The organism is Mesorhizobium sp. USDA 4775 (assembly GCF_054062655.1).
In genome coordinates, this window is record NZ_JBSSFM010000001.1 from 2,934,514 (window position 1) to 2,953,811 (window position 19,298).

At 62.8% G+C, this 19,298-nt stretch carries 19 protein-coding genes and 1 pseudogene; 6 read left to right on the forward strand and 14 right to left on the reverse strand.

Features of this window, described 5'->3' with window-relative positions; genetic code table 11:
- Nucleotides 1–54 precede the first annotated feature (54 nt).
- The 3 genes from ACVILI_RS13995 to ACVILI_RS14005 all read right to left on the reverse strand — a co-directional run bounded on the left by ACVILI_RS13995 (nt 55) and on the right by ACVILI_RS14005 (nt 3,341).
- Complete coding sequence (locus ACVILI_RS13995; protein ID WP_027046644.1) at nt 55–444, reverse strand: SET domain-containing protein; 390 nt, start codon at nt 442–444, stop codon at nt 55–57.
- A gap of 150 nt (nt 445–594) precedes the next feature.
- A complete protein-coding gene (locus tag ACVILI_RS14000; protein WP_038645555.1) occupies nt 595–1,221 on the reverse strand; it encodes a LysE family translocator in 627 nt (208 codons plus the stop codon).
- On the reverse strand, nt 1,218–3,341 hold the full coding sequence (locus tag ACVILI_RS14005; RefSeq protein WP_038645557.1) for a S9 family peptidase: 2,124 nt from the start codon (nt 3,339–3,341) through the stop codon (nt 1,218–1,220). Before ACVILI_RS14005 ends, ACVILI_RS14000 begins: the two co-directional genes overlap by 4 nt.
- A 114-nt stretch (nt 3,342–3,455) precedes the next feature.
- Here ACVILI_RS14005 and ACVILI_RS14010 point away from each other — a divergent pair, with 114 nt between their 5' ends.
- A complete protein-coding gene (locus tag ACVILI_RS14010; RefSeq protein WP_038645559.1) occupies nt 3,456–3,824 on the forward strand; it encodes an SH3 domain-containing protein in 369 nt (122 codons plus the stop codon).
- Between the two features lie 446 nt (nt 3,825–4,270).
- Nucleotides 4,271–4,696, forward strand: coding sequence for a MucR family transcriptional regulator (locus ACVILI_RS14015; protein WP_019857114.1), 426 nt, complete (start codon nt 4,271–4,273; stop codon nt 4,694–4,696).
- Nucleotides 4,697–4,778: 82 nt separating this feature from the next.
- On the opposite strand, the gene ACVILI_RS14020 is transcribed toward ACVILI_RS14015, so the two are convergent.
- The gene (locus ACVILI_RS14020) at nt 4,779–5,207 is read right to left on the reverse strand and encodes a SufE family protein (protein WP_038645561.1); all 429 of its coding nucleotides are present in this window, start codon (nt 5,205–5,207) and stop codon (nt 4,779–4,781) included.
- 100 nt (nt 5,208–5,307) lie between these two features.
- Nucleotides 5,308–5,658 (reverse strand): DUF5330 domain-containing protein, encoded by a 351-nt coding sequence (locus tag ACVILI_RS14025; RefSeq protein ID WP_019857116.1) that lies wholly within the window; start codon nt 5,656–5,658, stop codon nt 5,308–5,310.
- A 532-nt stretch (nt 5,659–6,190) separates the two neighbouring features.
- On the opposite strand from ACVILI_RS14025, the gene ACVILI_RS14030 reads away from it, so the two are divergent.
- The 3 genes from ACVILI_RS14030 to ACVILI_RS14040 all read left to right on the forward strand — a co-directional run bounded on the left by ACVILI_RS14030 (nt 6,191) and on the right by ACVILI_RS14040 (nt 9,297).
- Nucleotides 6,191–7,954 (forward strand): sensor histidine kinase, encoded by a 1,764-nt coding sequence (locus tag ACVILI_RS14030; RefSeq protein ID WP_038652361.1) that lies wholly within the window; start codon nt 6,191–6,193, stop codon nt 7,952–7,954.
- Nucleotides 7,929–8,741, forward strand: coding sequence for a peptidoglycan-binding domain-containing protein (locus ACVILI_RS14035; protein ID WP_038645563.1), 813 nt, complete (start codon nt 7,929–7,931; stop codon nt 8,739–8,741). Before ACVILI_RS14030 ends, ACVILI_RS14035 begins: the two co-directional genes overlap by 26 nt.
- A gap of 208 nt (nt 8,742–8,949) precedes the next feature.
- On the forward strand, nt 8,950–9,297 hold the full coding sequence (locus ACVILI_RS14040; protein WP_019857119.1) for a DUF1491 family protein: 348 nt from the start codon (nt 8,950–8,952) through the stop codon (nt 9,295–9,297).
- On the opposite strand, the gene ACVILI_RS14045 is transcribed toward ACVILI_RS14040, so the two are convergent.
- Nucleotides 9,275–10,309, reverse strand: a complete 1,035-nt coding sequence (locus ACVILI_RS14045; RefSeq protein ID WP_038645565.1) for a hypothetical protein — start codon at nt 10,307–10,309, stop codon at nt 9,275–9,277. The two genes, ACVILI_RS14040 and ACVILI_RS14045, sit on opposite strands and share 23 nt — an antisense overlap.
- A 210-nt stretch (nt 10,310–10,519) precedes the next feature.
- Between ACVILI_RS14045 and ACVILI_RS14050 the strand changes: the two genes are divergently transcribed.
- On the forward strand, nt 10,520–10,705 hold the full coding sequence (locus ACVILI_RS14050) for a hypothetical protein (protein ID WP_056563609.1): 186 nt from the start codon (nt 10,520–10,522) through the stop codon (nt 10,703–10,705).
- Between the two features lie 51 nt (nt 10,706–10,756).
- On the opposite strand, the gene ACVILI_RS14055 is transcribed toward ACVILI_RS14050, so the two are convergent.
- From ACVILI_RS14055 to ACVILI_RS14090, 8 genes and pseudogenes are all read right to left on the reverse strand, one after another.
- A complete protein-coding gene (locus ACVILI_RS14055; RefSeq protein WP_038645568.1) occupies nt 10,757–11,326 on the reverse strand; it encodes a DUF1254 domain-containing protein in 570 nt (189 codons plus the stop codon).
- Entirely contained in the window at nt 11,319–11,903 is a 585-nt protein-coding gene (locus tag ACVILI_RS14060) for a DUF1214 domain-containing protein (protein ID WP_019857122.1), read from the reverse strand. Before ACVILI_RS14060 ends, ACVILI_RS14055 begins: the two co-directional genes overlap by 8 nt.
- 111 nt (nt 11,904–12,014) lie before the next feature.
- On the reverse strand, nt 12,015–14,168 hold the full coding sequence (locus ACVILI_RS14065; RefSeq protein WP_240564686.1) for a transglycosylase domain-containing protein: 2,154 nt from the start codon (nt 14,166–14,168) through the stop codon (nt 12,015–12,017).
- Nucleotides 14,169–14,406: 238 nt separating this feature from the next.
- Complete coding sequence (locus tag ACVILI_RS14070) at nt 14,407–15,651, reverse strand: Zn-dependent hydrolase (RefSeq protein ID WP_069091742.1); 1,245 nt, start codon at nt 15,649–15,651, stop codon at nt 14,407–14,409.
- Nucleotides 15,648–16,493: a BtpA/SgcQ family protein gene (locus ACVILI_RS14075; protein ID WP_038645572.1), complete on the reverse strand. Its 846-nt coding sequence runs from the start codon at nt 16,491–16,493 to the stop codon at nt 15,648–15,650. Before ACVILI_RS14075 ends, ACVILI_RS14070 begins: the two co-directional genes overlap by 4 nt.
- Nucleotides 16,490–17,401 (reverse strand): ribokinase, encoded by a 912-nt coding sequence (locus ACVILI_RS14080; protein ID WP_038645573.1) that lies wholly within the window; start codon nt 17,399–17,401, stop codon nt 16,490–16,492. Before ACVILI_RS14080 ends, ACVILI_RS14075 begins: the two co-directional genes overlap by 4 nt.
- Before the next feature lie 2 nt (nt 17,402–17,403).
- Nucleotides 17,404–18,175: pseudogene (locus ACVILI_RS14085) on the reverse strand (glutamine amidotransferase).
- 33 nt (nt 18,176–18,208) lie between these two features.
- A complete protein-coding gene (locus ACVILI_RS14090; RefSeq protein WP_038645576.1) occupies nt 18,209–19,297 on the reverse strand; it encodes a phosphotriesterase family protein in 1,089 nt (362 codons plus the stop codon).
- Between the last annotated feature and the right edge of the window lies 1 nt (nt 19,298).

Below are 19,298 nucleotides of genomic sequence, written 5' to 3' on the forward strand. Positions count from 1 at the left end.
CCGGGCAATCGAAGTCTCCGGCCCCGGCTTCTAGGGGCCATGCCCATTTTCAGACTAGAGGTGCCGATCGCCGAGGAAATCGAAGCCCGTCTCGAAGAAATGGTTGTAGTTGCAGGTCAGTTCCTCGCCGGGTGCGATGTCGCGCAAGGCATAGGTTTCCTCGGGTGACGAGACATCGCAATTCGGTTCGTCGTCATGGTTCATGTAGCGGGCGTCGTCGGCTTCGAAGACGATATAGGCCGGATCGCGCCGGTCCGGGTAGGAATAGCGGTCGAGATAGTTCTTCACCGGCCCGCTCTCGCCCTCATAGGTCTCGACGTCGATGATCCGGTCGAAGCGGGGGTCGAGCTTCCAGATCAGCGTGCCCTTGGGGATGTGGTGCTTGGCGAAGACGCCGATGCCCTGGATCGGCGATTTGTCGAGATAGACGTCGACGAGCAGCATAATGGACCCTTGTGCGCGTGCGGGCTTCATCGCCCGGGAAAGTCGTGCAGGGGTAACGCGCGACCATCGCAATTGCGAGTGGAAATGAGCAATGCGGAATTCAAAAAGTCATGATCGCTGAACCCAAAAGTGAACGTGCTGTCCGGAGCCTCAGCGTTGCTGCAAGGCCAGGCGCACGCCCAAGGCACAGTAGATGCCGCCGACAACCTTGCCCTGCCATTTCAGCACGGTCGGATTTCGGCGCAGGAAAGAGCCGAGACGACCGGCGCTCACGGCAAAGACGATCGTGCTGAAAAGGCCGAGCACGACGAAGACAATTCCCAGCACGGCCAATTGAAGCATCACCGTTCCGTTTTCGGGCCGTACGAACTGAGGCAGGAATGCCAGGAAGAACAGTGCGGTCTTGGGGTTGAGCACTTCGGTCAGGACGGCCTGCCGAAACGCCTTGTCAGCCGAGATCGCGAGCGCGCCGGCAGCGGGATCGGCCGGCGTTTTCTCAATGATGGCGCGGATGCCGAGATAAACCAGGTAGGCCGCACCGATATATTTTACGATGCTGAACAGCGTCGCCGAGGTGGCGATGATCGCCGAGATGCCGAGCATCGCCATGACAGTGTGAAAAATGTCGCCGGCCGCGATCCCGGCGCCGGTCGCGATCCCGACCTTCGTTCCCGAACTCGTTGCCCGGGCGATCGTCAGCAGCGTGGCCGGACCCGGAATAAAGACAAAGCCGAGCACGACGGCGATGTAGGCGATCAATGTCGACAGATCGATCATCGGAGGGTCTCCTCGATAAGCTGCGCCTTGCCTGTAACCTTCAGCGCGAAGGAATAGGTATAGGCGATCTCCTCCAGCCTTGAAAACCGGCCGGAGGCGCCGGCATGGCCGGAATCCATGTTGATCTTGAACAGCACCGGATTGTCGCCGATCTTGCGGTCGCGCAGCCGTGCGACCCATTTGGCCGGCTCCCAATAGGTGACGCGCGGGTCGGTGAGGCCGGCGAGCGCCAGGATCGGCGGATAGTCGAGGGCCGCGACATTGTCGTAAGGCGAGTAAGCGGCGATGGTGCGGTAGTCGTCGGCCGACGCGATCGGATTGCCCCATTCCGGCCATTCCGGCGGTGTCAGCGGCAAGGTCGCGTCGAGCATGGTGGTGAGCACGTCGACGAAGGGAACCTCGGCGACGATGCCGCCGAAGCAGTCCGGCGCCATATTGGCGATGGCGCCCATCAGCATGCCGCCGGCCGAGCCGCCTTGCGCGACCATGCGGTCATGCGCGCTATAGCGCTCGGCAACGAGGTGGCGCGCACAGGCGATGAAATCCGTAAACGTGTTCATCTTGTGCGCCCGCTTGCCGTCATTGTACCAGCCGTAGCCCTTGTCCTTGCCGCCGCGCACATGAGCGATGGCGTAGACGAAGCCGCGGTCGACCAGCGACAGGCAGTTGGTGTTGAAGGCCGCCGGCACGGTGATGCCGTACGAGCCGTAGCCGTAAAGCAGGCAAGGTGCTGATCCATCGAGCGGCGTGTCGCGATGGTGCAGAAGCGAGATCGGCACCAGCTCGCCGTCGGCGGCGGGCGCCATCAGCCGCCTGGTGACATAATGGTCCGCATCATGACCGGCCGGAACTTCCTGGGTCTTGAGCAGCACACGTTCGCGAGTGCGCATATTGTAGTCGAACACCTGCGCCGGCGTCGTCATCGACGAATAGGAAAAGCGCATGATCTCGGTGTCGTATTCATAGGAGCCCGACAGGCCGAGCGAGAAAGCCTCCTCATCGAGAGACAGAAGATGCTCTTCGCCACTGGTGCGGTCGCGCACGACAATGCGCGGCAGGCCCTCCTTGCGCTCAAGCCGGACCATATGGTCCTTGAAGCCGATCACCGACAGGATCAGCCGGCCCGGTTCATGCGGCACCAGCTCCTGCCAGTTGGCGCGGACCGGATCGCTTGCCGGCGCCGTCATGATCTTGAAGTCCTTGGCGCCGTCCGCATTGGTCAGGATGAACAAGATGTCGCCGCCTTCCTCCAGCTCATATTGAAGGCCGGTCTCGCGCGCACAAACCAGCCTGGGTTCGGCAAACGGATCGCTGGCGCTCAGCAGCCGATATTCCGAGGTCTCGTGGTCGTTGATGCCGATCATGATCCATTGGTTGTCGCGGGTGCCGTCGACATTCATGAAGAAGCCGGGATCGGTTTCCTCATAGATCAGGCGGTCGGTTCCAGGGTCTTGTCCAAGCGCGTGGAACAGCACTTTCGAGGGCCGGTGGTTGGGGTCGAGACGCGTGTAGAAGAATCCGTCATTGCCCGCGTCCCATACGCCCGAGCCGCCTGTCGCGGGAATCTGGTCCGCCAGGTCCTTGCCATAGGCAAGGTCGCGCACGCACAACGTGTAGAACTCGGACCCCTTGTCGTCGAAGGCCCACAACAGCCTGCGGTGATCAGCCGAATGGTCGACACCGCCGAGCCGGAAATACGCCTTGCCTTCCGCCTCGAGGTCGCCGTCGAGCAGGATCTGCTCGGTTCCGCCGTCGCGCGGCATGCGGAAATAGCGCGGCTGCTCGCCGCCGAGCTTGAAAGAAGATCCATAGGCATAGGGCCCGTCCTTCATCGGAACGGAAGAATCGTCTTCCTTGATGCGGCCCTTCATCTCCTTGAAAAGCTGCTTCCGCAGGTCTGAAGTGTCGGCCATCAGCTTCGACTGGTAGGCATTCTCGGCTTCGAGTTCGGCGCGGATGCCCGCATCGAGCAGGGACGGGTCCCGAAACATCTCCTGCCAGTTGTCGGCCCGCAGCCAGGCATATTCATCGGTTCGCGTGATGCCGTGATGCGTGTCGAAAACCGGCCGCTTCTGCGGTGTCGGCGGGCTGACGATCGGAAATCCGGAAGTCTTGGTCATTGCGTCTCGCTTGGGAATATCTTGAATGATGAGTGAACACGCCGATCAGGGTGGGTTCAAGGGCCGTAACCTAGAGGTGGTGTCGGCTCCATGAGGTGGGTCGGGAGGAAGATCATGACTATTCGATCTCGGATCGCTGCGACTTTCGCCGTCGCTTCGCTGACTCTGGTCTTTGCCGGCCAGTCTCATGCGACCGTATTCGCGGCTTGGCAAGTGGCCAATGTGCCGTTCGGCGACACGCTCAACGTGCGCAAGTATCCGTCCGGCACCTCCCAGAAGCAGGCCGCATACCCGAACGGCACCGTCCTGCAGATGACCGGGCGATGCACCGGCGGCGTAAACCTGCTCGACATCGCCAATCAGCCGGCATGGAAGCAACACCAGACGGTTCGCTATCGCTGGTGTGAGGTCTGGCACGACCCGGCCAAAAACGGCGCTTTCGTCACCGGCTGGGCCTATGGGAAGTACATCACCCCGTATTGATTGACGGTCGTCGATTGCTTGTGATGCGGCCGGTGGGACAGGTCGCCTCGTTGTCTGCGAAAAGATGAGCGGCAACCTATGGTTTTGTGCACAGTTGTGAACAACCAAGATTGACGGCGCCCTGACAAAGCAAACCAGAGCATTGAGAATTGCTTTGTGAGTTATCGCGAATGTAACGATCAGCTGACCTAACGTCAGGCAGTGCCGGTTTGGCGAACGAAATATCGAAAAATTACATGATGCACGAAAGATTGAAGCTGACTGGCGAATAGTTGATCAGCTTTCCTAAATATAATGCAAAGGGCGAATTGACTTACTTGCTCCATGGTCGCATTGATGTGCCCACGACACGAATCGTAGAAACACTACCTGCTCAAAATTCGTGCGATGCCCTGCCTGTAAAAAAGGGCGCATATCGACGTAACTCTTGTTGGGGCCTGAAGACCATGGATATTGTCGAAACACCTTCCAGAAACAACGATGCGCTGATCGAGCTGACCGCCGATGTGGTGGCCGCCTATGTCAGCAACAACCCCGTGCCGGTCGGCGAATTGCCGAACCTCATATCCGATGTCCATGCCGCTCTCGGGCGTGTGGGCGGAACCGCCGAACAGCCCCCCGCCGACAAGCAGAAGCCGGCTGTCAACCCGAAGCGCTCGGTTCATGACGACTACATTGTCTGCCTTGAAGACGGCAAGAAGTTCAAGTCGCTCAAGCGTCACCTGATGACCCACTATGATCTGACGCCGGAGCAGTATCGCGAAAAGTGGAATCTCGACCCGAGCTATCCGATGGTTGCTCCGAACTATGCGGCAGCCCGCTCTCAGCTCGCCAAGAAGATGGGCCTTGGCCGCAAGCGCAAGGCGCGGTAGTCGCTGTTCCCTCAGGTCGACCCGACATCGACGGCGCCTTCGGGCGCCGTTTGATTTTGGGGAACAGGCTGGCCGGAGGGCGTCAGGCGGTCTGCTTGAGTGCCATCTCGGCATCGCGCTTGATGCGCTTGACCATCGAGCGAAGGCCATTGGCGCGCTGCGGCGACAGGTGCTCGTCCAGGCCGAGTGCCTTCAGCGTGGCTTCCGCATCGGTTTTCTGGATTTCGCTGGCGGTCCGTCCGGAAAACAGCGCCAGCATGACCGCGACCAGACCGCGCACGATATGGGCGTCCGAATCCCCCGTGAAAGTGATGACCGGATCGCTGCCCGGTCCCTGTTCGGTGGTCAGCCAGACCTGGCTGACGCAACCCGGGACCTTGTTGGCGGCATTGCGCTCTTCATCGGGAAAGGGAGGCAGCGCCTCGCCGAGCTCGATGACGTAACGATAGCGGTCCTCCCATTCGTCAAGGAAGGAGAAGTCGTCGCGGATCGTCTGGATCGTGGTCGTCATGACCCGGATATAGTCACGCGGCGGCCCCGCGTCACGGAAAAAACAAGGACACCGCGGGCGTCGAGAGGGCAGACGGCCCGCGGTGCGCCGTCGAGACGGCTTAATTCTTGACCGGCAGGTTGACGGTCTCGGGCAGGACGATCTCTTCCGCCACGCTGCCCGTCATTGTCGAGGTATCGGGGCCGGTGGACTTGTCGTCCAGCATGGCGGCCGCGATCTTGGCGGTTTCCTTGGCACGCGCGGTGATGGTGTGCATCGCCGACTTGCCCGTCTCACAGACGTCGGGTTTGCGCTCGCAGATGCCGGCAATGTCGCCCACCGCGTCGCGTGCCGCGAACAGGGCCTGGATCGGCCCGACGCTTTCCTGCCCCGGCTCGTCGGAACCGACACCCAGCGGCAGCGCCAGCAGCACCAGTGAAAACCAGAAAGCCATTCTTATCAGGAAGAACATGCCTGCCTCTTGTCGTGACCGGATCATGCATCATATGGCATGACCTCTTTTATGGGCAGGATGTTGGCACACAGGCACAAAGGACGGCTTGCGCGCACAGCGACAATTTTCCTCAAATTTTAGGCAAATTCGAAACGAAGCGTTTTGCCATGGATTTGTTTCATATCGGGACGATTTTCGTTATCTCTTGATAACCGTTTATCCTGCTGTTTCCATTGAATTTTTCTGGAATTCAGTCGGTTCTCACCTCGTCCATGATCCGGCGACGGCAGGCGTTCGCAGATAACCCTCCATTTACTATGGCGGCATTTGCCCGGGTTTTCGACCGCTGCGATCCCGATATTTGCCACGGGCCGGGCTTTGGTCGGCCCTGCCTTATCCATTCCTTAAACGCTGGATGAGAGTTTCGGAGCCAATCAAAACAATCTGCAAAAGCAGAGCTGTTCACGACGAGTGCGAGTGCGTTGAGTTGATGCCGATCAAGGCCAGATACGCTGAATTGCCTGGCGCGATTGCCGCCGGTTGCGAACGTATGGTCCATCCCTCCATTCTCGGGCAGAGCGGCCGCGAGCGCCAACGCCGTTTCATCGGTGTCATGCTGGCAGCGCCATTCTTCGCCGCGGGTGCCGCGGTCACGCTGGTCACATCAGGCATGGGCGCCGCTGTGACCATGGCCGCTATCTTCGCCGCCTTCGGTCTGTGCTGGTTCGTCGCCTTGCTGGTGGCGGCTACCGGCAAGATGCCCGTGGCGGCACCGGTTGCCCTGGCGATGGCGGCCGTTGCGCTTGGCGGTCTGATCGCCGCCGCCGGCGGGTTGAGTTCTCCCGTCGCCGTGCTTGCCGTGGCGCTGCCCTTCGAAGCCTGGTGGATCGGCGCTTCGCGGCGTGCGGTCCTGTGGGGAGCGGTCTCGGCCATTGCCGCCATCGCCCTTCAGCCTCTGGCTGCGGCCTTCTTGCCCTTCGCGGGCGCGCAGATCGCTGCCTGGCATTGGCTGGTGCCGCTGGCCTGGGCGCTTACGCTGATCCCGCGCCTGTCGGCGTTTCGCGATAGCGCCGGTGCGGCCGATACGCTCGATACCGGCGACCGGCTGGAAGACATCATCGACGCAGTGATCCTGCGCGTCGCCCGCCATGGCGAGGTGCTCGATGCGTCCGCCAAGGCACGCACGCTTTTGAAATTGCCGCCGGAACTGCTTTCCGGAACCGGCTTGTTCGACCGTGTCCACCTGTCGGACCGTGTCTCCTATCTCAGCGCCCTGGCGGATATGCGCGATGGTGCTGCCTCGCGCCGCCTCGAATTGCGCGTCAGGCTGCCCCAGAACGGCAACGGCCAGAATGATACGCGCCAAAGTGACAGTCGCTTGATGGCCGACAATTACCGGCCATTCCTGCTCGAACTGCTGCGTGGCGAGGAGCAGAGCGACGTCTTCACGCTGGTGCTGCGCGAGAATGACGAGACTGCCCGCCTGCGTGAGGAACTGGCGCAGGCCAATGAGACGGCGGCAGCCGCGGAAGTGGCCAAGGGCCGGTTCCTGGCGGTGGTCAGCCATGAACTGCGCACGCCGCTGAACGCCATCATCGGCTTCTCGGACATGCTGCTGCATGAGATGTTCGGCGCCTTCAAGGATCCGCGCCAGAAGGAATATGTCACCCTGGTGCGGGATTCGGGCCAGCATCTTCTGGCTGTCGTGACGTCCATACTCGACGTGTCGAGGATCGAATCGGGCGCCTACACGGCGGACCCGGAGCCGTTCCGGTTTATGGAAGCCGTCGAGATGTGCCAGTCGATGATGCGGCTGCAGGCGCAGGCCAAGAACATCGATTTGCAGACGCAGATCGCTCCCGACGCCGGCGACATCAATGCAGATCGCCGCGCCGTGCAGCAGATGCTGATCAATCTCGTCTCCAATGCGATCAAGTTCACGCCCGACGGCGGCGATGTCGTCGTTGGCGCCAAGCGGATCGGTTCGCGCCTGCATTTCTGGGTCAGGGACACCGGCATCGGCATTGCCGAGGAGGATTTCGCCAATCTCGGCAAGCCCTTCACGCAGATCCAGAACGACTATACGCGCCGTTTCGAGGGGACCGGCCTTGGCCTGTCGCTGGTGAAGGGGCTGGTGGCGCTGCACGAAGGCACCATGTCGATCGAAAGCATGCCGGGCGAGGGCACCACGGTGACCATCAGCCTGCCGGTCAACGGGCCGAAGGGGCGTCCGGCGAACGAGGCAGGGGTGCTGACGATGCCGGTGACGAGGGCGAAAGGGGACAGAAATGGCTCGCTCCGCAAAACAGCCTAAGGCGGTCAAACGCCGCAGCAACGCCTTCCAGGACGGCGCCATCGCCGTCGGCGGGATGATTTCGCGCAATCCGGTCCTGGTCGGCGGGTCGACGGCATTCCTGGTGACGCTGTTCTATGTCTCGGCGAATGCGCTGTGGTATCAGCCTTTCCCGCATGCCGGGGCGTTCTTCGCCACCCGCAATTTCCAGGGTTTTCCGCACACTGCCTCCGACGAGCCGGAGACGACGATCAACATCGTGCGGCCCAATGCGGCCCCCGCACCGATGAAGGGTGATCCGGTGGTCGAGCAGGTGCAAGGCATATTGAAGGACCTCGACTTCTATTCCGGCACGGTCGACGGCATTTCCGGCCCCAACACGCGCAAGGCCATACAGGCCTACCAGCAGAAGGTCGGCCTCAACGCTTCCGGCGAGATCGATGCCCTGTTGCTCGATCAGCTTGGTGCAACGCCGAAGACTGCCTCCGTGCCCAAACCGCAGCCGCGCCCGGATACGCAGGCCGCCGTTCCGGTGTCCCTCCAGACAAATTCTGGTCAGACAAATTCTGGGCAAACGAATTCCGGGCAGACGGATGCCGCCCCGACCCAGGGACCCGACCCCCGCATCGTCAAGATCCAGGCCGGGCTCAAGGCGTTCGGCAATGACGACATGCAGTTGGATGGTGTCGTCGGCGCGCGCACCAAGGCGGCGATCAAGGAATTCCAGTCGCTGTTCGGCCTGCCGCAGACCGGCGAGCCCGACGAGATCGTCTACGTCAAGATGCGCGAGATCGGCCTGACCAATTGAGGTCCGGCCAAGGAGGCCGAAACGACGGCTCGCCGAGCGGCGGAATTATCGGCAAGCAATTCCAGGAAAAGTTTGAACGGTTTTCCCGGGAAAAGCGCGTAGCGCTTTCCCTAGGGAATTGCGTCAAAACAAAGAGTTAGAGCAGATGGCCGTTTCCTTGAAACGGCCATCTGCTTTAGATAGCCGCGCACGCTTTCGGAGCTTTCTTATGCGCGTCACATCGGATCTGTGGGTTTCTGCCTTGGTGCGCCGCGTTTTCGGCGCTGGCGGATTTGCCGCCGTGGTCAACCGTGGCGCGACCGAGGCCGGTGCTGTTTTCGTGCTGGCGCGGGGCAGGCTGGGTGACGTCGCCCTCTACGGGCCGGCGCCGCAGACAAGCTACGATTCGGCCAAGCCCGACGACCGTTTCTTCAGCCTTCTCGCCGCCGAAGACGATCCGGCCGTGCTCGATGCCCGTCTCGAGAGGGAAAAGAAGTTCGATCCCGACATCTGGGTGGTGGAGATCGAGGCCGGCACCGTTCCCGTCGAGGAGCTTATTTCCGTGAAGACGCCTTGAGGGCAGGGGCTGAGGCTTCGTCGCTGTTCGATGCCCTGCGGCTGTCGCTGTTTGCGGGCGACGCGTCGCGAACCATCCTGGAGAGGGCCTCGGCTTTCCATCCCCGCACCCTGTCCAGAGCCACATCGCGATGCAGCAGGCGGTAGCGGTCGAGATAGGTGCGGATGGCCTGCGGATGCGGGAACAGGCTGGGGTAGATGGCGACGGTGATCAGGAAGGCCCTGTCCTCGCTGAAGTCGAGCGAGCGTAGCGCCGCGAGCAGTGAGGCATAGTTCTGGCTGGCAGTCAGCGAGCGCGCGGTCGAGAAATCAATGTCGAGCGCATCCGCAAGCGCGGTCTGGAAGAAGGCGGCATTTCCCGTCAGCGCCGTCTCGCGCAGTTTGACATAGGTATCCGAGCCGGGGAACGCATCGACCTTCACTGCCGACGCTTCGTCGCCGGTACGCATCATCGAGCGCAGCCTGCGCCGGGCATTCTCGGCGGCAATGCCGGGAGACTGTTGGCTTGAAGCACTGTCCGCGGCAGCTTCCGCATTCACTGCTGCGACGGTTGGCGCCATGGGGGCTTGCACGTCCGGTTCCCGCACCCGCACCAGTGTCGGCCGTTCGAGCGCCCTGATCAGGTCGGCAATGGTCGGGTTCAGGTCCTTGCGGCGCGCTATGGCGCGCGCATGCGGCAGCCCGTGCCGGCCGATCAGCGCGATCAGGTCGATATCGCTGACGGCGCGCGAACGGATCAGAAGCGGTGCGGCAATGTCGACCGGTTCCTCGCAGAGGCGCCGCACGAGCGCCGCAGGGGCATATTCACATTCGGAAAGGGCGGCGGCGACGTAGCGTCGCGATTCGACGGACACATCGTCGAACAGCGGCAGCGTCAGGTCTTCGAGTTGGCCGATCTCGCGGCGTGACGGGCGGGTCAGCGAGCAGAACGCCGACACCGCGGCGCGGAACAGCCTTTCGGCCTTGCCCGATTCCGTCCGTATCGCGATTTGCCTGAAGTCCGAAGATGACACGAAGGATACCCGATACTCGATTCATAGCCTTGACCACGCTCAACCGGGACTGTGTCGGTTGAGCGATTGCCCTGGTCAGAACCTGCTGACCTCAAGACAAAGATCAAGTTAGCGGTGATCCGTTAGCGCTCCGTTAACCCTCTGCCGGCCTTAATGATATTTGGAGGCGTTGCGTTGTGCTCCGGGGAAACCGAGAGGAATGCGCGAATCATGGGCATGGTACTGTCTTTCGTGCCGCGTGCGGCACCGACCAATCGAGCCAAGCAAACCACCGAAATACCGGCGGCGGTGATCATCTTTCCAGGCATCCGCTATGAGCGGTCCAGCACCGGGGAAGCTCGGCCTGCCGGGCCCGACAAGCCGGGATCGCCACGGACGCCGGTGCCGCACCACTGAAGCCTTGGTCCGTTCCGTCAGGCTACTAGATCTGGGCCTCTGGCTATTGGTCTAGAAATCCTGCAGCTCGCAGGAACTCTGGTCGAGAAAGCGTGACACGATCGGCTTCCAGCTGTCGTCCGGGACGAAGCTGCGGATGACGAAGATGCCCTCGTCGATCGGCGCTTCGACGAAGATCGCTCCCTGCAGATCCTCGGGCAAATCCTTGCGCACGTCGATCATCTGCGCCGGCGTCAGCACCACGGCATCGAGCTTGCCGCCGGTCGCCGTATGGTCGTTGAAGGAATAGATGTTGTGGCCGTTGCGGTCATAGACCGACACCGACCAGAAGGGGACGTTCCCCGGCGCCTTGATGCGGACCATGCCTTCCTCGAGGTCAAACCGGCAGGCCGTGGCGTAGAACAGCGGATCGACCGATTTCACCACCGGCGCGCCGCCCGCCTCGGCATCGAGCCGGTTCATCCGGTAGAGATCGGACGCCATGGACAATCGCGACCAGGCATCGCGTTCCGAAAATTCCGGCACCAGGAGCAGCACCACGATGTGGACAATGCCGGCGCCGACCAGGCCGAGCAGCACAGCGTGGAAAAGACGGCGCAGCGTGGCCAGGACATTACGCATCGCAGCCGGCCTTCACGATCCTGGGCAGCGAGACGTCCGACAGGCCGGTGCTGCTGGCGATCGGCGTGTCGTAGAAGGTCAGGACGAAATACATCCGTCCAGAACCGTCGGTCAGAAGCCAGTTGCCGGGCATGGGGTGATGGCCGACCGAGATGGTCACCGAATTGTCGGCCTGGCGCAGCACCTGGTAGGATTGAAGCGCGGCAAGCCGCGGCTTGCCGGTCTCGACGACGCCGAGCGATTGATCGGCGGCGTAGAGCGTCCAGAAGCGGGCGGTCGGGAATCCGCCCTCTATCCTGTAGCTGCATTCCCGCTTGAGCTGGTCGCCGGCAGCGTCATTTTCGGCGACGAAGGACAGGCCTTCGGCGCGGCCGAGTGCAAGCACGCCCTCGCGCGCCACGCGGGCCTTCGAGTAGGGGTCGGCTGCTGGAGTGCCGATATCGGGGAAGGCCGTCCATTGGCCGATGCGGATGGCGCCGACGCCGTCCTGGATCTTCAGCGCATACCAGACGCTGGCGCCGCCGCCGCCAATGGCTATGGCAAGCGAAAGCAGCATCAGGAAGGCGTTCTTGAGCATGAAGGGCCGCGTGCGCGAAGGATTGCCGTTCGGGGATATCGCGGCGCGGGGCCCTGTGGCAAGCGGGCGTGATGGATTTGCCTGTTGGCTTGGTCCGCGCCGAGGCCGAAGTCACAGCGCCGAGAGCGTTTCGGGCGAGGCGGCGGCGTTGAGTTTGGGGGCGGATTGGAACAGCTGCGTCATATCCCTCAGCGTCTGCGTGGTCCGGCTGGACAGCACAGCCGGGCGTTCGGCGGCCGCGTCAGCCGCGGCCTGTTCCTCGCTCTTCTTCTGCGCTTCCGCTGCCTTGGCCGCGATATCCTCGTCGACAAAAGGTTTGTCGATGCCGGGGATCGGCTTCAGGTCGATGTTCTGGTGCGCGTAGACCATCAGGCGCTGCCACACCATCGCCGGCAGCGAGCCGCCGGTCATGTTCTTGGTCGGGGTGAAATCGTCATTGCCGAGCCACACGGCCGCCGTGTAGTTGCCGGTGAAGCCGACAAACCAGGCATCACGATAGGATTGCGTCGTGCCGGTCTTGCCGGCGACAACGATGTTGGGAATTTGCGCCCGCCGCGCCGTGCCCATCACCGGCACGGCCGCCAGCATGGTGTTCATGGATTTCAGCGCCTGCTCGGACAGCACCCGGTGCGGCGGCGGCGCATCCTTGGTCCAGTCATACACCACGTCGCCGGTGCGGGTGACGAGCTGGGTGATGCCGTGCCGGGAGCCGACGAAGCCGTTCTGGGCGAACACGCTGTAGCCCGTCGCCTGGTCCATCACGGTCATGCCTGAAGTGCCGAGCACCATCGTCTTGTGTGCCTCGAGCGGCGATTCCACGCCCATCGCCTCGGCCATCGCTTTGATCGGCGCGATGCCGAGATGGTCCTTGGCCAGCCGCACCGGTACGGTGTTGATCGACTTGGCCATCGCCATGATCAGCGTGATGTTGCCGGCTGATTCGCCGCTGTAATTGTGCGGTGACCAGTTGCCCCAGCTGATCGGACCGCCGGAAATGATGGAGTTGGGCGTGAAGCCGTGTTCCATCGCCGTGGCGTAGACATAGGGTTTGAAGGACGAACCGGTCTGGCGCAGCGCCTTGGTGGCGCGGTTGAACTGGCTGGCGCCGTAGTCGCGGCCGCCGACGATGGCGCGGACCGCGCCATTGGTCTCAATGACCACCACGGCACCTTCGGTGACGTTGTACTCCTTGCCGAACTGGCGCAGGTGGAACTCGACGGACTCTTCCGCCGCCTTCTGGATGTTGGCGTCGAAGGTGGTATGGGCAACCAGCGAATGCTGGCCCGGCTTGGCGATCTTCTTGACCTCGTCGAAGGCCCAGTCGAGAAAATAATCGGGGCTTTTTTGTTCGCCGCGGTCGACGACGTCGGCCGGATGCAGTCTTGCCTGCAGCACCTGGCCTTCGGTCATGAAGCCGGAATCGACCAGGTTCGACAGCACCACATTGGCGCGGGCGCGCGCTGCCGGCAGGTTGATGTGCGGGGCGTATTTGGTCGGTGCCTTGAACAGGCCGGCCAGCATCGCCGCTTCGGCCAGGTTCAAGTCCTTGACGCTCTTGCCGAAATAGAAGTCCGCCGCCGCCTCGATGCCGAAGGTGCCGCCGCCCATATAGGCGCGGTCGAGATAGAGCTGCAGGATTTCCTTTTTCGACAGATTGGCTTCGAGCCACAGCGACAGGAAGGCTTCCTTGATCTTGCGCTCGAAGGTGCGCTCATTGGTCAGGAACAGGTTCTTGGCCAGCTGCTGGGTGATGCTCGAGCCGCCCTGGACGACCGAGTTCGCCCGCACATTCTCGAAGATCGCGCGGGACAGGCCGAGTACGTCGATGCCGTAGTGGTCGAAGAAGCGTCGGTCCTCGGTGGCCAGCACTGCCTTGATGACGTGATCGGGCATCTCGTCGACGGGCACGGAATCGCGCTGGATGATGCCGCGCTGGCCGATCTCGTTGCCATAGCGGTCGAGGAAGGTGACGGCGAAATCGCCCTGGGCGCGCCAGTCGCCGGCCGTGTCCTGGAACGCCGGAATGGCCAGGGCCAGCATCACCACGATGCCGCCGGCGCCGAGCGTGAAACCTTCGCTCAAAATCTCGATGATGCCGCGCCGCCAGCCCTTGAGACGGAAGCGCCGCGAGAAGATCGTTGCGGCCTCCCAGAACTGCCGCGCCTTGAACCCGATCTCATAGAGCGAGGAATCGATCCAGGCGTCCAGCGCCAGAAGGCGCGACGCGATCGGACCTCTTCTCTTGCGCGGTTCAGGGCTGACCATTCAAAAACCCGGCTCGGCTGTGGCGTGACCTGAAAACCGCAAGCCGGCAATTTCAGGGCAGCGCCCTGTCCCGACTATTCATCCATTTTATGGGTGCCCACAAGGGCTGTGAGGACACAGCTGCAAGGTTTGTCGACGAGGGGGCAGGGGCAACCATGATCGGCGACGGTCGCCACCTCGAAACGGCGTTTGGTCGGCTGACTGCGATCAGCCTGTCAGAGACGGGTGCTATGAATGGTCATCGCGGCGAGGCGGCCATGATGGCCGTCCGCAGCAGAACGCGTGCGCCGGTCACTGCGTCGGCAGGTTCCACATACTCCGCCTCGTTGTGGCTAAGCCCATCACGGCATGGCACGAAGATCATTGCGGCAGGCGCGACGCGGGCGAGAAACAGCGCATCATGGAACGCGCCCGATATCATCTGCTTGTGCGGAAGCCCCAGGGAATTGACGGCCTCCTCGACGAGGTTGACCATATCGGGCGAGAAGGCCGCCCCGGGCATGTCGAACGATCGCTTGATCATTGCCGTGCAATGTTGGGCCTCTGCTTCCGCCGCGCAGACCTGGCGGACCTCGGTCTCTATGACATCGAGCTGCTCTGCCAGCGGATGCCTGATATCGACGGTGAAGGCCACCGATTGCGGTATGGCGTTGATCGATCCCGGCCTGGCGGCGATCCGGCCCACCGTCAGCCGCGCGCTGCTGTCGAGCGGCATGATTGTCGTCTGCAGCCTGTGGATCGCGGCAATCGCTGCGACCATCGGATCCCTGCGGTAGGCAAGGTCTGTCGTGCCCGCATGACCGGCAGTGCCCTGGATGGAGACTTCCAGCCAGCGCGTACCCTGGACGGCGGTCACGACACCGATCGGCAACTGCTCTTTTTCCAGCGCTGGCCCCTGTTCGATATGGAGTTCGATATAGCCTGATATCGGCATGCCGGTTGGACGGAGGGCAGCCTCCGGCAAGGCGGTGATCGTCGCGTCCAGCTCAGCCGCGAGGAGCGCACCGTCGGCGCCGACAATGGATTTCCAGGTAGCTGCATCCGCGCCTGTGAAAGCCATGGAGCCCATGACGCCCGGCGCGAAGCGGCTGCCTTCTTCATTGGCCCAGGCGACGACCTCGACCGGCATTCGGGTTTCAGTCTGTGCGTCCTCCAGCGCTTCGAGCACCTCGAAGGCGCAAAGCGTGCCGAGCGCACCGTCGAAGCGGCCGCCTGTCGGCTGGCTGTCGAGATGGCTGCCGATCAGGAGCGGTGGCAGAGTGGCATCCGTACCCTCGCGGCGAATGAAGAGGTTCGCGATACCATCCTGAAAGACCGTGAAGCCACGCTCCAGCGCCAGCTCAGCCAGGAGGCGCCGGGCCCTGCGATCCTCGACGCTGAACGCCTGCCGGTTGACACCGCCGGCGGGTGTCGCCCCGATCCCAGCGAAAGCATCAAGCCGCCCGAGCAGTCTGTCGCCGTCGATCCGAGGCGTCAAACTCATCGCTTGAGGCCGCTGATGAAGGCCTTCACCCGCAGCGGATCGACTTGATTCCACCAGACGCCATCATGTTTCAGCGAGCTGGCGACGATGACGCCGTCGACAATGTCGAGAATGTCGTTGGCATTTTCGGGCGTCACGCCGCTGCCGACAAGCGTCGGCAGCCCGGCGGCCTCCTTGATCATCCTGATATAGCCGAGGTCGGCGGCGTGGCCGGTGCGCTGACCGGTGGCGATCACCGCATCGGCATCGAAGAACACCAGGTCCTTGACCTGTTCCTCGACCGGCCTGTCGCCGACGATCGCATGGGCGCCATGCTTGACATGGGCATCGGCGAAGATGCGGATGCCGTTGGCGCGAAGCCCGGCACGGAAGCGCATGGCGCGCGCCGCCTCGCCTTCGATAAAGCCCTCATTGGCGACATAGGCGTTCGCCCATTGATTGACGCGCACGAAGGAGGCACCCGAGGCGCTGGCGATCGACAGCGCGGGGATGGAGGCATTGGCGAGCACATTGATGCCGATCGGCCGGCCGAGTTCCCTGCGGATGCGGTCGGAGACGACGGACATGTAAGCGGAGGTCTCTGGGCCGATATCGTCCGGCTTGGCGAAGGGCACGTCGCCATGGTTTTCGACGATCACGCCGTCGCAACCGCCATCGAGATAGGCTTTGGCATCGTCGAGGCCGCGCTGGTAGATGGTCTCGACCGCCTCGCCATCGTAGCGCGGCGCGCCCGGCAAGGGCGCCAGATGAACGACGCCGATGACCACTTTCTTTCGGCCGAAGATCGACTGCAGCGCGTCGGCGCCCTGCTTGGAGCCGATGGAGTTGGGGGATGTTGTCATGCGGTTTCCGCTTCCGTCGTTTCCATGAGTATCTTCATCTCCTGCCTGTCGGGGCACGAGCCGAGCGTGCCGGGGCGACCGACCGAAATGGCCGCGGCTCGTACCGCGATCCGCGCGGCCGCGGCGAGGCTGATGCCAGCCGCAAGGCAGCCTGCGAGGCAGCCGCAAAAGACATCGCCCGCGCCGCTGGTGTCCACCACGTCCACCTTGGGCGCCGCGAACCGGTCGATCCGTCCTTCGCGGTTGGCAACCAGGCAGCCGGCCGCACCAAGCGTCACGATCGCGCTGTCGGCGCCTTGACGGATCAATTCGCGGGCCGCCGCGGCTGCATCGCCGGTTCCGGTCAGTTGCTCTGCTTCGCCTGCGTTGACGACAGCGAGGCTGACGGCGCCCATACACGGTGTCGAACCCACCGCAAGCGGACTTGGATTGAGGATCGTCATGGCGCCCGCGCTGCGCGCCGCTTGCAGGCAGGCTGTCGTTACATCGGGAAGAAGATTGCCTTGCATCACCACAATGTCGCCGCGTTCGATCGACGTCGCGAAACCGCCGTCGGCCAGCGGATCGAAGGCGGCGGCGCAGCTGGCGCCGGTGACGATGAGGTTTTCGCCCCGCACATCGACGATGATCGTCGACCGGTCGCTGGGCAGTGCCAGCATCGTCAGATGGCTGGCGTCGAGGTCGCGGCTCAACTGTTCCCCTATCCAAAGGCCGGCGGCGTCGTCGCCGATCGCCGCGTGGAAGCGGACATCGGCTCCGGTGCGGGCGGCGGCCACCGCCTGGTTCGCCCCTTTGCCGCCAAGTCCGTCAATATGACTGGACGCGTTCAACGTCTCGCCCGGCCGCGGAAAGCGGCCCAACTGAAACGTCGTATCGACGCAGACATTGCCGACGACATGGACGCGCATGGCTAATCCCTGGCTGTCGCCCAGCCCCAGCATCTGTTCGAAGAGTGTCTTGTAGCCATTCCAGGCGATGAAGCCCGGCGGCAGCCAGTGTGGCCCGACATCCGATGTCCAGGCGACGGTGCGGCCCTTGCCATATTTGCCGGTCACCAGCAGGGGCATGGAACGGTAGTCGGAAGACACGGTGGCGAGGACTTCGGCGCCCTCCTTGACCGTGACCTCGTTGAAGCCGAGCAGGATCGGCCAATCCTTGCCCAGGCCCTTCAAGATTGGATGGCTCTGAGGGCCGACAACGACCGGCGCATAGCCCTCGGGCACCTCGACGCGATCGTCCACCGGCAGGCAGGTCACCGGCAGAACGTCCTCGACCGGCGTCTTGTGGTAGCGTGCGCCGCCGTTGATGCCCTGGAAGCTGTAATAGCCGCCGAACATCAGGAGGCCGCCGCCATTGCCGACATAGTCGCGCAGCAGCCGCAGCCGGTTCGGCGTCGGCTTGGAGTGGACCCAGGTGTCGGGGTGAAGCAACAGCGTATTGGCGCCAAGGTCGGAAAGCACCACGGCGTCATAGGCCGAAAGCGTCTCCATGGTCTGGGGAAAATTCCGCTGCGCTTCGTGCGCGGGCATGAAGGTGACGTCGAACGGACCATCCTTCAGCGCCGCCAGCAGTTCATCGGCGCCGGTGTGATAGGTCACGGTCGGAAACTGGTCGAAGCCCTTGATGTGGGTCGCGGTCGAGACCCAGGACTCGCCGGCGAGAAGAACTTTCTTCCTGGACATGTAAACTCCCTGTTTTTTGCTGTGGCCGGCGGTTCAGAGGCTCGCGGCGAACACGGTCTTTGGGTTGTCGACGAGCATGCGGTCGATTGCCGATTGCTCGACACCATGGCGTTTCAGCCTTGGCACGAAATGTTTGAGGATGAAGCCGTAGCCGAAGCCGCCGAAGCGCGTCAGCATGATCTTCAGGAAGACGTCCTGCGACAGCAGGATCCTGTCGACCAGCCCCATGTCGATCAACGAACGGATCGCCTGCGCGTTCTGCTCGTCGGAAGGCGATTGCGCATTCTGGTCGGCATAATAGAAATCCATGCCGATCATGTCGTATTCCAGGAAGGCGCCACGCGCAGCGAGGCTTCTCTGGTAGGCAAGATCATTGTGGCTCGGATTCATATGGCAGAGGACGGTGTGTCTGAGATCTGCGCCTTCCGCCTCGACCACGTCGAGCACGTCATGCGCCAGCCGTTCCCAGCCGGGCAGATGGATGGTCAGCGGGACGCCGGTGATCCTGGCCGCGCGCGCTGAAGCCCGCAGCGACTTGCGTTCCTCTTCGGTGAAATCCTTGCTGACGCCGACCTCGCCGATGATGCCGGCCATGATCTCGGGCTGCGTCGGGCCGCCGCCGACATCGTTGACGAGAAATTCTGTGACGGCGTCGACGTCCATCGCCTTCAGCCAGTCGGGATGGGTGTGCTGCAGATAGAAGCCCGTGCCCATGACGATGCGCAATCCGGAGGCGCGGGCAATACGCGCCAGCTTCACCGGATCGCGGCCGATGCCGATATTGGTCGCGTCGACAACCGTATGGCCGCCAAGCGCCCGGTACCTGGCGAGCTCGGAAAGCGCCAGGTCGCTATTGTCGAGCGAGACATTGTCGCGATTCATGTAGGGGTTCATCCGCAATTCGCCGATGATCTCCATGCTGACCGGCTGCTCGGCGATCTTCCGGTCGTCGGGATGGCAGGGGCATTTCCAGGATGTCGAACCATCGAGCAGGATATGTTCGTGCATCAGCGTCACGCCCATGTCGGCGATCGCGGCCGGGCCGGCAACGGTCATCACGGTGCCGGAGCGAACACCGATCGGCACCCTTTGCCTTGGCGTGTTGTCGAACAAATGATCCATG

What these genes read in the sequence shown, in the direction of transcription:
- ACVILI_RS14000 (WP_038645555.1), bottom strand. Translation starts at nt 1,221, where the DNA reads ATGATCGATCTGTCGACATTGATCGCCTACATCGCCGTCGTGCTCGGC.
- ACVILI_RS14060 (WP_019857122.1), bottom strand. Translation starts at nt 11,903, where the DNA reads ATGCTCAAGAACGCCTTCCTGATGCTGCTTTCGCTTGCCATAGCCATT.
- ACVILI_RS14055 (WP_038645568.1), bottom strand. Translation starts at nt 11,326, where the DNA reads ATGCGTAATGTCCTGGCCACGCTGCGCCGTCTTTTCCACGCTGTGCTG.
- ACVILI_RS14005 (WP_038645557.1), bottom strand. Translation starts at nt 3,341, where the DNA reads ATGACCAAGACTTCCGGATTTCCGATCGTCAGCCCGCCGACACCGCAG.
- ACVILI_RS13995 (WP_027046644.1), bottom strand. Translation starts at nt 444, where the DNA reads ATGCTGCTCGTCGACGTCTATCTCGACAAATCGCCGATCCAGGGCATC.
- ACVILI_RS14040 (WP_019857119.1), top strand. Translation starts at nt 8,950, where the DNA reads ATGCGCGTCACATCGGATCTGTGGGTTTCTGCCTTGGTGCGCCGCGTT.
- ACVILI_RS14010 (WP_038645559.1), top strand. Translation starts at nt 3,456, where the DNA reads ATGACTATTCGATCTCGGATCGCTGCGACTTTCGCCGTCGCTTCGCTG.
- ACVILI_RS14080 (WP_038645573.1), bottom strand. Translation starts at nt 17,401, where the DNA reads ATGCGCGTCCATGTCGTCGGCAATGTCTGCGTCGATACGACGTTTCAG.
- ACVILI_RS14065 (WP_240564686.1), bottom strand. Translation starts at nt 14,168, where the DNA reads ATGGTCAGCCCTGAACCGCGCAAGAGAAGAGGTCCGATCGCGTCGCGC.
- ACVILI_RS14020 (WP_038645561.1), bottom strand. Translation starts at nt 5,207, where the DNA reads ATGACGACCACGATCCAGACGATCCGCGACGACTTCTCCTTCCTTGAC.
- ACVILI_RS14015 (WP_019857114.1), top strand. Translation starts at nt 4,271, where the DNA reads ATGGATATTGTCGAAACACCTTCCAGAAACAACGATGCGCTGATCGAG.
- ACVILI_RS14090 (WP_038645576.1), bottom strand. Translation starts at nt 19,297, where the DNA reads ATGGATCATTTGTTCGACAACACGCCAAGGCAAAGGGTGCCGATCGGT.
- ACVILI_RS14035 (WP_038645563.1), top strand. Translation starts at nt 7,929, where the DNA reads ATGGCTCGCTCCGCAAAACAGCCTAAGGCGGTCAAACGCCGCAGCAAC.
- ACVILI_RS14025 (WP_019857116.1), bottom strand. Translation starts at nt 5,658, where the DNA reads ATGTTCTTCCTGATAAGAATGGCTTTCTGGTTTTCACTGGTGCTGCTG.
- ACVILI_RS14070 (WP_069091742.1), bottom strand. Translation starts at nt 15,651, where the DNA reads ATGAGTTTGACGCCTCGGATCGACGGCGACAGACTGCTCGGGCGGCTT.
- ACVILI_RS14030 (WP_038652361.1), top strand. Translation starts at nt 6,191, where the DNA reads ATGGTCCATCCCTCCATTCTCGGGCAGAGCGGCCGCGAGCGCCAACGC.
- ACVILI_RS14050 (WP_056563609.1), top strand. Translation starts at nt 10,520, where the DNA reads ATGGGCATGGTACTGTCTTTCGTGCCGCGTGCGGCACCGACCAATCGA.
- ACVILI_RS14075 (WP_038645572.1), bottom strand. Translation starts at nt 16,493, where the DNA reads ATGACAACATCCCCCAACTCCATCGGCTCCAAGCAGGGCGCCGACGCG.